Below are 11,665 nucleotides of genomic sequence, written 5' to 3'. Positions count from 1 at the left end.
CGTGTGCGAGTTACCTGATTTTCACGCGCGGGGGGAACGTCAGTCGTGTGACCGCACGTACGATAATCCGCCAGCTACCATTGGGTCAGCCACGCATAAAAGGGGGCATATGCGCCACTTCGGACACCTTGCGCCAGACGTACGGAACGAACTGTTCCACCGCGAGCCGCAGGAATTCACCGCGGACTCCTCCGCCCGCACACTCTCCGTCGCCCTCGGCGCGACCCTCTACAGCCCGGCGACCCGGCCGCACCTCGCTGACGACGTGCTGAAGCAGGCCGCGCACGGCGTGGTGTCCATGGTGCTCTGCCTGGAGGACTCCATCGACGACCGCGAGGTCGTCGCCGCCGAGGCCAATCTGGTCCGGCAGTTCGCCGACCTCGACCGGCGGAAGAGCGTCAGCGACCCTCCGCTGCTGTTCATCCGGGTCCGCAACCCCGCCCAGATAGGCGACCTGGTGCGGCGGCTCGGTGACACTGTGCGACTGCTGACCGGATTCGTGCTGCCGAAGTTCACCGAGGAGAGCGGCATCCCCTTCCTGGAGGCGCTGGCCGCCGCGGAGGCGGCGTCGGGCCACCGGCTCTTCGCGATGCCGGTGCTGGAGTCCCCGCAGCTCATGCATCTGGAGAGCCGTGTCGAGACGTTGTCGGGGATCTCCCGCACCGTCGACAAGTACCGCGACCGCGTGCTGGCCCTGCGGCTGGGCGTGACGGACTTCTGCTCCTCGTACGGGCTGCGCCGGGCGCCCGCGATGACGGCATACGACGTGCAGATCGTCGCCTCCGTGATCGCGGACGTCGTCAACGTCTTCGGACGGGCCGACGGCACCGGGTTCACGGTGAGCGGTCCGGTGTGGGAGTACTTCCGGCACCACGAGCGGATGTTCAAGCCGCAGCTGCGGCGCAGCCCCTTCACCCCCGAGGCGGAGGACCTGCGCACCGCGCTCATCGAGCACGATCTGGACGGGCTGCTCCGGGAGATCGAGCTGGACCGGGCCAACGGGCTCCAGGGCAAGACCTGCATCCACCCGACGCACGTCTTCCCCGTTCACGCGCTGAACGTGGTCACACACGAGGAGTACTGCGACGCCGCCGACATCCTCCACGAGGACCGCAGCGGCGGCGGGGTCCTGCGCTCCGCGTACACGAACAAGATGAACGAGGTGAAGCCCCACCGGGCCTGGGCCGAGCGCACCATGGGCCGCGCCGAGATCTTCGGTGTGGCCCGCGCGGACATCGGCTTCGTGGAACTGCTCGCGGCCTGCCTGCCGTCCTGATCAACGCAGCACCCGACCAGCGCCGTACCTGATGCGCCGCACCTGATGCACAGAAGTGAGAACCACCGCATGGCAGCAACACCGACATGGTCCGGCCAGTGGGTCGCCGACCGGCTGGACATCGCCCTCGAAGGCGAAGGGCTGAACGCGCTGCTGGGGCTCGCGCTGCGGGAGAACAAGAAGCGCGCCCACCTGTTGGTATCGAATGTGCTGGGCAAGCACGTTCCCCGGCATCCCTTCGACGTCCACGCCGCCGGATACGGGCTGGGCCGCAGGGTCAGGGAACTGCTCGGTGACGCGGAGGCCGCGCGGGCCGTCGTCCTCGGTTACGCGGAGACCGCGACGGGTCTCGGCCACGCGGTCGCCGACGGTGTCGCCCTCGCGCCGTATCTGCACTCGACGCGGCGCGCCGTCGCCGGAATCGCGGCGGCCGGCGGCTTCGAGGAGGAGCACAGCCACGCGACCGGGCATCTGCTGCTGCCGGAGGACCCGGAGCTGCTGAGCGGAGACGGACCGCTGGTGCTGGTCGACGACGAGTTCTCGACCGGCCAGACCATCCTCAACACGATCAGGGATCTGCACGACCGCCACCCTCGCGCCCACTACGTGGTCGTCGCGCTCGTCGACATGCGGTCGGACGCCGACCGGGTGCGGCTGGACGAGTTCGCGGCCGGGCTCGGCGCCCGCGTCGACCTGCTGTCGCTGGCGTCCGGGACGGTCCGGCTGCCGGACGGCGTACTGGAACGCGGCCAGGCGCTCGTCGCGGCCCACGAGACCCCGCCGCCCGCGCCCGCCGCGTCGTACGAGGCGGTCCGGGTCGACCTGGGCTGGCCCGAGGGGCTGCCGGACGGCGGACGGCACGGGTTCACGCCTGAGCACCGGGAGCGGCTGGAGGCCGCGCTGCCGGGCATGGCGGAAGCGGTGCGCGTCGCCCTGCACGATCAGGGCCCGGGCCTGGTCGAACCGCGTCGCATCCTGGTCCTCGGCAACGAGGAGCTGATGTACGCGCCGCTGCGGCTCGCGCAGGAGATCCAGGACGGCACCGGCGCCGAGGTCCGCTTCTCCACCACCACCCGCTCGCCCGTCCTGGCCGTGGACGACCCCGGTTACGCGATCCGCACCCGGATCGTCTTCCCGGCCCATGACGACCCCTCCGACGGGCCCGGCCCGCGCTACGCCTACAACGTCGCGGGCGGCGGTTTCGACGTGATCATCGCCGTCGTCGACTCGGCGGGGGACACCCCGGCGCTGCACGCGCCCGACGGGCTGCTGGCGCATCTCGCCGCTCACACCGGACACGTACTGCTCGCGGTCGTGCCCGCGTACCAACCGAACGGACAGGTTCCGCAGATGGCCCAGACCCGTACCCTCCCCTCTCCCCTGCGCGGCCCGGCGTTCTCGTCGTACGCGGCGGAGGAGGTCGGCTGGCTGCTGAAGGACCTCTCGGATGTCGCCCTGGAGGCGCCGACCGAGGAGCGCGAGGAGGCGGTCCAGAGCGGCGGGGCGCACTACGCGGAGTCGCTGCCGGTGGAGTACCAGCCGGGCGAGGCGTACCAGGCGCTGTTCCGTGCCGCGCTGGACACGTCGGCGGGCCGGATCGCGCGGGCGGTGGGCGCCGTCACCGAGCTGGTGCTCGCCGAACGCGGCCCTGACGCGGTTCTCGTCTCGCTGGCGCGCGCCGGCACGCCCGTCGGTGTGCTGATGCGCCGCTGGGCGCTCCACGCCCACGGCCTGGAGCTGCCGCACTACGCCGTCTCGATCGTGCGCGGCCGGGGCCTCGACCCGACCGCGCTGCGCTGGCTGGCCGAGCACCACGACCCCGGGCAGGCCGTCTTCGTCGACGGCTGGACCGGCAAGGGCGCCATCACCCGGGAACTGGCCGAGGCCGTCAAGCCGTTCGGGGCCTTCAACCCGGACATCGCGGTGCTCGCCGACCCGGGCGGCTGTGTGCGCACCTACGGCACCCGCGACGACTTCCTCATACCCTCCGCGTGCCTCAACTCCACCGTCTCCGGGCTCATATCGCGCACGGTACTGCGTGCCGACCTGACCGGTCCCGATGAGTTCCACGGCGCGAAATTCTACCGCGAGCTGGCCGGCGCGGATGTCTCGGGGCTCTTCCTGGACGCCGTGACGGCCCGCTTCGGCGAGGTCGCCGACGCCGTCGCCGAGGACGTCAAGGCGCTCCAGTCGCAGGACCGCAGCCCCACCTGGGAGGGCTGGGCCGCCGTCGAGCGGATCAGCGAGGAGTACGGCATCGGGGACGTCAACCTCGTCAAGCCGGGGGTCGGCGAGACGACGCGGGTGCTGCTGCGCCGCGTCCCGTGGCGGATCCTCGCGCAGCGCGGGGGCGGCGCCGACCTGGACCATGTGCGGCTGCTCGCCGAGCAGCGCGGGGTGCCGGTGGAGGAGGTGGACGGGCTGCCGTACTCGTGCGTCGGCCTGATCCACCCGCGCTTCACGCGTGGGGCCACGGGGGCCGACGGCCTGGCGGCGGGCGGGATTTCCGACCGGGGGTCCGGGGGTTGCCCCCCGGATGAGCACAGCACGCGTGGGGCCACCGGTACCGATGGCAAGGCGGTCGCCCGATGACCGCCGGAGGCCGTACCCCTCGTACCCCCCGTACCCTCGTGGCCAGCGACCTGGACCGCACGCTGATCTATTCCTCCGCCGCGCTGGCGCTGGCGATGCCCGACGAGCACGCGCCGCGGCTGCTCTGCGTCGAGGTGCACGAGGCGAAGCCGCTGTCGTTCATGACGGAGACCGCGGCCGGTCTGGTCCAGCGGCTCGCCGCCGAGGCGGAGTTCGTGCCCGCCACCACCCGTACGCGCAAGCAGTACCGGCGGATCAGCCTGCCGGGCCCGGTGCCGCGTTTCGCGATCTGCGCGAACGGCGGCCATCTGCTGGTCGACGGGCGTACCGACCAGGACTGGAACGCCGAGATGCGCCGCCGTCTCGCGGACGGCTCGGTGCCGCTGGCCGAAGTGCGCGCGCATCTGGCGCGGGTGACGGACCCGGCGTGGCTGCGCAAGGAGCGGGTGGCCGAGGAGCTGTTCGCGTACCTCGTGGTGGAGCGGTCGCTGCTGCCCGAGACCTTCGTGAAGGACCTGGCCGAGTGGGCCGACGGGCGCGGCTGGACGGTGTCGCTGCAGGGCCGGAAGATCTACACGGTTCCCAAGCCGCTGTCCAAGAGCTCGGCGCTCGAAGAGGTCGTACGGCGTACCGGCGCCACGCGTGTGCTGGCCGCGGGGGACTCGCTCCTCGACGCCGATCTGCTGCTCGCCGCCGACGCCGGCTGGCGGCCGGGGCACGGGGAGCTGGCGGACGGCGGATGGTCGGCGCCGCATGTGACGCCGCTGGCCACGGTGGGTGTGGCGGCGGGCGAGGAGATCCTGCGGAGGATGCTCGCGCACGCCGGGGACGGCCGGGGTGGTGTGACTCCCGCGCCGCGCGGAGCCGTTCGCGCCCAGGCGTCCGGCGCCGGGCACTGACCGGCGCTAGGGCCTGTCCGGCCGATCACGAAAGGCCGGACAGGCCCTAGTCCGCGGTGGTGACCACCCGGGTGCAGTTGGCGCGGGCGGCCTCGACCCGGGCCGCGTTGGGGCGCTCGCTGGAGTCGATGAAGGCGCGCGCCTCGGGTTCGCTGCGGCCGCCGCGGATGTGGCGGCGCAGCAGCCGCCGCTCGCGCACCGCGCGCGGCGCGTCGACGAACCACAGTTCGTCGAGCAGATCGCGCACCGATTCCCAGCCCGTCCCGTCGTCGGCGAGGTAGTTCCCCTCCGTGACGATCAGCCGCACCTCAGGGAGCACGACCAGCCCCGCGGCGATCGGCTCCTCCAGCCGGCGGTCGAACTCGGGCACATAGACGGGGCGTTCGTGGCTGGACCGCAGCCGGCGCAGCAGCTGGACGTAGCCGTCCACGTCGAAGGTGTCGGGCGCGCCCTTGCGGCCGCCGCGCCCGAGCCGTTCCAACTGGGCGCGGGACAGATGGAACCCGTCCATGGGGACGTACGCCGCCATGTCCGAGCCGAGCCGCGCGTTGACCCCGTCCACCAGCCGGCGGGCGAGGGTGGACTTGCCCGCGGCGGGCGCGCCGGCCAGCCCCAGCAGGGCCCTGCGGCCTGGAATGCTGGGCACGAGGGCGACGGCGTCATCGACGAGCATGCCCGTCACCTTAAGCGTCCACCCGAGGAGAAGCCTTGTACGAGACGAAGAATCCGCAGCTCACCCCCGAGCTGTACGCATATGTACTCGAGCACAACCCGCCGCTGGACCCGGTGCAGCGGGAGCTGGTCGACATCACCCACAGCCGGCTCGCCGATGTGTCCGGGCTGCAGACCGCGGAGGAGCAGGGACCACTGCTGGCCTTCCTCGTGCGGCTGACCGGCGCCCGCCGCATCGTCGAGGTCGGCACCTTCACCGGTTTCTCCACCCTGTCGATGGCCCAGGCGCTCCCGGACGACGGACAGCTGATCGCCTGCGACGTCTCCGAGGAGTGGACGGCCGTCGGCCGCGAGGCATGGGCGAAGGCGGGCGTGGCGGACCGGATCGACCTGCGGATCGCCCCGGCCCTCGACACCCTGCGCGCGCTGCCCGTGGAGCCGTGGATCGACTTCGTCTTCCTCGACGCCGACAAGGTGAACTACGGCGCCTACTGGGAGGAGCTCGTGCCCCGGATGAACCCCGGCGGCCTCATCGTCGTGGACAACACGCTCTTCCACGGGGCGGTCACCGACCCGGCCGTGGAGGGCGCCGCGGCCGCGATCCGGGTCTTCAACGACCGGGTGCGCGCGGACGACCGGGTGGACGACGTGCTGCTCACCGTCGCGGACGGCCTCACGTTGGCCCGCAAGCGGTAGGGCCGCACGGCGCCCTGCTGACCCGGCCCTCCGGCCCCCGGACCCTTCCGGCCCCCCGGACCCGTGCTCTCAGTGCTGCGGCAGCCCGTGAGGCGGGGTCCGGCGGGCGGCCGCAGCCGCCCGTGCCGCCGCCTCACGCGCCGCCTGCTCGGGGTGGCGCCGCAGCCAGTACGGGTTGTTGTGCGGGAGACCACCGGTGACCCGGCCGTACATCCCGAAGACGAGCAGCATCACCCCGACGACAAAGCTGAACAGCACGTTCGGCATCTTGAAGGCCAGGAAGTTGTGGCCGCTGTCCAGCAGGGCGAGATTGACGAAGCCGCTGAGCACGAAAGCCGCGCCGAGGACCATGTTCAGCGTCGAGGCGGTATTCCCGCCGACGACCATGCCCGCGAAGAGCAGGAAGCCGACGGCGATCGACAGGACACTGAGCGTGCCGTTGGTATTGAGGCCCGCCACGGTGTCGCCGTGGGTGTCCAGGAAGGGCACCTGGTTCAGCAGTCCGAGGATGCCGAAGACCAGCAGCACCAGTCCGGTGAGTCCCGCGCCGACGCGGTAGACCTGGCTGAGCCGGTGATCCGCGGGAAGATGCTCGTCCAGTCGCATGACGCCTCCTTCACGGAAGCGGAGCACAAGCGGAACCTGGCGCCCCACTTACCTCAAGCATCCTCCCGGAACGCTCAGATCTCAACCACTCGGCCCGCCACACCGCCGTCGGCGAAGCCGTTCACGCCGCCGCCCACGCCGCCGTCCACCAGGGAGCGCAGCAGCGCGGGCCCGGCCTGCTCCAGGCTGCGCAGCACCGTTCGGCCCGGGGCGGCCGGGATCGGGACGACGGAGGGGACGGCCAGCACCCGGCAGCCGGCGGCCTCGGCCGAGGCCACACCGGTGGGGGTGTCCTCCACCGCGACACAGCGGGCCGGATCGGCGCCCAGCAGCCGGGCGGCGGCCAGATACGGGTCAGGGGCCGGCTTGGTGCGGGCGGTGTCGTCGGCGGTGACGGAGAGCGCGAAGTGCTCGCGGCCGAGCACATCGAGCACGAGATCCACGACGCGCCGCGGCGAGGCCGAGACCAGCGCCGTCGTCACCCCCTCGGCCTTCAGCCGGGCCAGCAGCACGGTCGCGCCGGGGCGCGGCCGCACCTCGCGCGCCACCAGCTCGGCGAAGCGCGCGTCCAGTTCCGCCGCCAGGTCCTCGCGGGTCCTGGCGGTGCCGGTGGCCGTGAGGAGATGGCCGGTGGTGTGGCCGACGGACCGGCCCAGCACCTCCGGGACGTCCGCCTCGCCCAGCGTGTAGCCGAGCGCCGACGCGGTCTCGGCGACCGCGTCCCACCACACCCCCTCGGTGTCGACGAGCGTGCCGTCCATGTCGAAGAGCACCGCCTGCAACGTCACGCGGTACGTCCGTCGACGAGCACCGGGCGCTGCGGGAGGGTCACGGTGACGGCGGCGCCGGCCGGCAGGGTGGCCGCGCGGTGGCTCGGCACATCGGCCTTGACGGTGGCGCCGTCCGGCAGCGACAGGGTGAGACGGGTGACCGAGCCGTGGAAGGCCGCGGTGAGCACCCGGGAGCGGCCGTCCTCGTCCGCGGTGGCCTCCAGGGCCTCCGGGCGGACCAGGACGTCCACCGAACTGTGCGCCGGGGCGTCGCCGCGCACCGGCAGCCGCTGGCCGAGCACCTCCACGTCGCCGTCCGCCATCGTGCCCGGCAGCCGGTTCATGGTGCCGACGAACTCAGCGACGAACGCGGTCGCGGGCGTGTCGTACAGCTCGGCGGGCGCCGCGCACTGCTCCAGCCGGCCCTCGCGCATGACCGCGACCCGGTCGGCCGTGGACAAGGCCTCCTCCTGGTCGTGGGTGACGAAGACGGTGGTGATCCGCAGCTCCTGCTGCAGCCGTCTGATCTCCTCGCGCAGCGTCACCCGGACCTTGGCGTCAAGGGCCGACAGCGGTTCGTCCAGCAGCAGCACCTTGGGCCGCAGCGCCAGCGCGCGGGCCAGCGCCACGCGCTGCTGCTGGCCGCCGGACAACTGGTGCGGGAAGCGGTCGGCGTGCTGCGGCAGGCCCACCAGCTCCAGCAGCTCATGGGCACGCGAGCGCCGTTCCGCGGCGCCGGTGCGCCGCATCTTCAGGCCGAACGCGACATTGTCGGCGGCCGTCAGATGCGGGAAGAGGCTGTACGACTGGAAGACCATGCCGGCGTCGCGGCGGTGTGCGGGGACGGCGCTGATGTCCAGGCCGTCGACCAGGACCTCACCGGAGTCGGGCCGTTCGAAGCCGGCCAGCATCCGCAGCGCCGTGGTCTTGCCGCAGCCGGACGGGCCGAGCAGCGCGAGCAGCTCCCCGGGACGGGCGGTCAGATCGAGGCCGTCGAGAGCCGTCGTGGCGCCGAACGACTTGCGCAGCGCCCGGAACTCGACGGTCGTGGCGGTGGCGTCGGACGTGGTGGCCTGCAAGGCCGTAGCGGCGGTCATGCCGCCTCCTGTGCGATCGGTGCGGGAGCGGCCGCGTCGCGGCCGGCCCGGCGGGACTTACGGGACAGGGAACGGGACCGGTCGCGGGGCCGGCCCGCGGCGGCGAGCACGAGCAGCAGCACCCAGGTGACCACCAGGCTCAGCACCGAGACGGCCACCGACAGCTGGGCCTGGTTGCCGCCGGTGTTGACGATCCACACCGCGAACGGCTGGTATCCGAGCAGTGCGCCGACGGTGTACTCGCCCAGCACCAGCGCCAGGGTGAGGAAGGACGCGTTCAGCAGCGCGCCGCGCATGTTCGGCAGCACCACCTGCAGAACGGCCCGAGGGGCGCTCGCGCCGCAGCTGCGGGCGGCCTCCACCAGGACGCGGACGTCGACCGCGCGCATCCCGGAGTCCAGCGCCCGGTAGGCGAGCGGCAGCGCCATCACCGTGTAGGCGAGGACCAGGACGAACGGGAACCGCTTGTCCTGCACCGCGGTGAACGTCTGGAACAGCGGGGTGCGCGAAAGGTGTTCGGGCCCCCAGCGCAGCACGCTGCTGTAGCCGGAGACCAGCGCCACCGAGGGCACCACCAGCGGCAGCGAGCAGACGATCTCCAGCACCGGCCGCAGCCGGGGCGCGCCGAGCCGCACCGCGACCAGCGCGGGGACCAGCAGCACCATCACCAGGACGATGGTCGCGGCGGCCAGCTCCATGGTGAGCAGCAGACTGTCGGTGAAGCCGTCCGCGCCCAGGATGCCGCCGTACGCGTCGAGGGTGAGACCCTGGCCCGGGATGTCCACGGTGAAGATCACCGAGGCGGCGACCGGGACCAGGAAGTACAGGCCGGCGAGCAGGCCGACGGCGCCGCGCCACATCGGCTTGCGGGTCAGTCGAGCCATCGTGCGCTCCTTCGCTGGAGGGGGACGTAGACCGCCATGACGAGCCCGGCGACCACGACCATGTCCAGGCTGAGCGCGAGCGCGATGTTGCCCTGGCCCACCAGGACGTTGCCGGACAGCGCGTCGGCGATCTGCACGGTGATCAGCGGCACCGAGCCGCTGCCCAGCGCGGCGGCCGTGGCGTAGGCGGCGAAGGCACTGCCGAAGAGCAGCACGTAACCGCCGAGCAGCGACGGGGCCAGTACGGGCAGCGCCACGTGCCGCCAGTACTGGAAGCCGGTGGCACCGCTGTTGTGCGCGGCCTCACGCCACTGCTTGCGCAGCCCCTCGAGGGCCGGCGTGATGGCCAGGACCATCAGCGGCAGCAGGAAGTACAGATAGACCACCACCAGGCCCCAGAACGTGTAGAGGCTCCAGCCCTTGCCGGTCAGCCCGAGGTGCTCGGTGAGCACGCCCGCGTTGCCGAGGGTGGCGATGAAGGCGAAGGCGAGCGGCACCCCGCCGAAGTTGGCCAGCACCCCGGACGCCGCGAGGACGCCCTCCCGCAGGGCGCGGTGACGGGAGGTCACCACGGCCTGCGCGAGGGGGAGTCCGAGCACGGTGGCCAGCAGCGCGGACAGCGCGGACAGTTTCACGCTGCCGATCAGCCCGGTGAGATACGCGCCCCGCACGGAGTCCGTGAGGTTCGACGTCGTCCATCGCGCGCCTCCCGGCGCGTCGCTCGACGTACTGAAGGCGCCGGTCAGCATGGCGGCGGCGGGCAGTCCGAACGCCACCAGCATGAACAGCACGAGCGGAAGCACCGCCAGCAGGCCGGCCGGCGCCCTGCTCTTCAGGGTCTTCAGGATCATCAGGAGACGGCCTTGGCCCAGCCCTGGGTGACGGCCTTCTTGGCCGCGTCCACCTGCGCGGGGGTCGGGAAGACCGGGGTGCCGGCCACGGCGGGCAGCTTGGCGGCGGCGGCCGAGTCGAGGGCGCCGGACTGCTTGAGGGCGTCCATCAGCACGGGACGGGCGTAGCCCTTGAGCCACAGGTTCTGGCCCTCGGAGCTGTACAGGTACTCCTCCCACAGGCGGGCGGCCGCCGGGTGCGGCGCGTCCTTGTTCACGGCCTGCGCGTAGTACTGGGCGTAGACGCCGTCACTGGAAATGGAGACCTTCCAGTCCACGCCCTTGGACCCGAACTCGTCGGTGTAACCCGCGTTGAGGTAGTCCCAGTCGATGCTGATCGGCGTCTCGCCCTTCTGGACGGTCGCCGGGGTGGACTCCACCGGGTTGTAGTTGCCTGACTTCTTCAGCTGCCCGAAGAAGTCCAGGCCGGGCTGGATGTTGTCGAACGAGCCCTTGTTGGCGATGGCCGCCGCGTAGACGCCGCCGAAGGCCGAACCGGACTTCGTCGGGTTGCCGTTCAGCGCCACCTGGCCCTTGTACTGCGGCTTGAGGAGGTCCGCGAAGGTCTTGGGGCACTCCTTGACGCGCTTGGCGTCGCAGCCGATCGAGACATAGCCGCCGTAGTCGTAGTACCAGCGCGCCTGTGCGTCCTTCTGGGCCGCGGGGATCTTCTCGTAGTCCGCGACCTTGTACGACGCGAAAAGGCCCTGGGTGGCACCGCTGAGCGCGAAGGCGCTGCCGAGGTCGACGACGTCGGGGGCGCGGTCCTGGCCCTTGCGGGTGCTGATCGCGGAGATCTCGATCTGGCTGGAGGCGTCGGGGTTCTCGACCTCGACCTTGATGCCGTACTTCTTGCTGAAACCGTCGATGATCGCGCCGTAGTTGGCCCAGTCGCGGGGGAGGGCGATCGCGTTGAGCTTGCCCTCCTTCTTCGCGGCGGCGACCAGGGCGTCCATTCCGCCCAGCTCGGCGGCGGAGGTTGCGGTGGCGGCGCTCTTTTTGCCGTCGGCCGCAGTGGTCTCGGTGGGTGCGGCGCCACAGGCGCTGAGGCCGAGCGCCGCTACGGCGAGGACACCTGCGAGGCCGGCGGCCCGGGGGCGGGGCAGAATCACGGGACTCTCCATGGACGTAGCCAGGGTTGGCTGTACAACTTGAACAACGCGACCCCAGTACGCCGGAGGCTGGTGTCCGGAAGATGAACGGACCACCTGGTCCCGGAGTCGGTCACGGGAACGCCGTGGTTCCCCTGGAACCGACCGTTAGGCTCGACGCCGGAGCAGCGG

General features: G+C 72.0%; 11 protein-coding genes. 4 read left to right on the top strand and 7 right to left on the bottom strand.

Features of this window, described 5'->3' with window-relative positions:
* The first annotated feature begins 109 nt into the window (after nt 1-109).
* The 3 genes from QMK24_RS19715 (at nt 110) to QMK24_RS19705 (ending at nt 4,767) form a co-directional block, all read left to right on the top strand.
* Entirely contained in the window at nt 110-1,276 is a 1,167-nt protein-coding gene (locus QMK24_RS19715) for an HpcH/HpaI aldolase/citrate lyase family protein (RefSeq protein ID WP_283467624.1), read from the top strand.
* 69 nt (nt 1,277-1,345) lie between these two features.
* Entirely contained in the window at nt 1,346-3,868 is a 2,523-nt protein-coding gene (locus QMK24_RS19710) for a phosphoribosyltransferase (RefSeq protein ID WP_283467623.1), read from the top strand.
* Entirely contained in the window at nt 3,865-4,767 is a 903-nt protein-coding gene (locus QMK24_RS19705) for an HAD family hydrolase (RefSeq protein WP_283467621.1), read from the top strand. The genes QMK24_RS19710 and QMK24_RS19705 overlap by 4 nt, the downstream gene beginning before the upstream one ends.
* 46 nt (nt 4,768-4,813) lie before the next feature.
* On the opposite strand, the gene QMK24_RS19700 is transcribed toward QMK24_RS19705, so the two are convergent.
* The gene (locus QMK24_RS19700; RefSeq protein WP_283467620.1) at nt 4,814-5,440 is read right to left on the bottom strand and encodes a nucleoside/nucleotide kinase family protein; all 627 of its coding nucleotides are present in this window, start codon (nt 5,438-5,440) and stop codon (nt 4,814-4,816) included.
* Between the two features lie 35 nt (nt 5,441-5,475).
* On the opposite strand from QMK24_RS19700, the gene QMK24_RS19695 reads away from it, so the two are divergent.
* Nucleotides 5,476-6,135 (top strand): O-methyltransferase, encoded by a 660-nt coding sequence (locus QMK24_RS19695; protein ID WP_283467617.1) that lies wholly within the window; start codon nt 5,476-5,478, stop codon nt 6,133-6,135.
* Between the two features lie 69 nt (nt 6,136-6,204).
* Here QMK24_RS19695 and QMK24_RS19690 read toward each other — a convergent pair whose 3' ends face one another.
* The 6 genes from QMK24_RS19690 to QMK24_RS19665 all read right to left on the bottom strand — a co-directional run bounded on the left by QMK24_RS19690 (nt 6,205) and on the right by QMK24_RS19665 (nt 11,506).
* Entirely contained in the window at nt 6,205-6,741 is a 537-nt protein-coding gene (locus QMK24_RS19690; protein WP_283467615.1) for a DUF4383 domain-containing protein, read from the bottom strand.
* Between the two features lie 74 nt (nt 6,742-6,815).
* A complete protein-coding gene (locus tag QMK24_RS19685) occupies nt 6,816-7,529 on the bottom strand; it encodes an HAD family hydrolase (protein WP_283467613.1) in 714 nt (237 codons plus the stop codon).
* A complete protein-coding gene (locus QMK24_RS19680; protein WP_283467610.1) occupies nt 7,526-8,608 on the bottom strand; it encodes an ABC transporter ATP-binding protein in 1,083 nt (360 codons plus the stop codon). The genes QMK24_RS19685 and QMK24_RS19680 overlap by 4 nt, the downstream gene beginning before the upstream one ends.
* A complete protein-coding gene (locus tag QMK24_RS19675) occupies nt 8,605-9,492 on the bottom strand; it encodes an ABC transporter permease (RefSeq protein WP_283467608.1) in 888 nt (295 codons plus the stop codon). Before QMK24_RS19675 ends, QMK24_RS19680 begins: the two co-directional genes overlap by 4 nt.
* Complete coding sequence (locus QMK24_RS19670; RefSeq protein ID WP_283467605.1) at nt 9,480-10,343, bottom strand: ABC transporter permease; 864 nt, start codon at nt 10,341-10,343, stop codon at nt 9,480-9,482. The genes QMK24_RS19675 and QMK24_RS19670 overlap by 13 nt, the downstream gene beginning before the upstream one ends.
* Nucleotides 10,343-11,506, bottom strand: coding sequence for an ABC transporter substrate-binding protein (locus QMK24_RS19665; protein ID WP_283467603.1), 1,164 nt, complete (start codon nt 11,504-11,506; stop codon nt 10,343-10,345). Before QMK24_RS19665 ends, QMK24_RS19670 begins: the two co-directional genes overlap by 1 nt.
* Nucleotides 11,507-11,665: the final 159 nt, after the last annotated feature.

The sequence above is a fragment of the Streptomyces sp. PH10-H1 genome (assembly GCF_030063355.1).
Taxonomy (GTDB): domain Bacteria; phylum Actinomycetota; class Actinomycetes; order Streptomycetales; family Streptomycetaceae; genus Actinacidiphila.
Note: the sequence above shows the minus strand (reverse complement) of the source record. Positions and strands in the feature narration are given on the sequence as shown.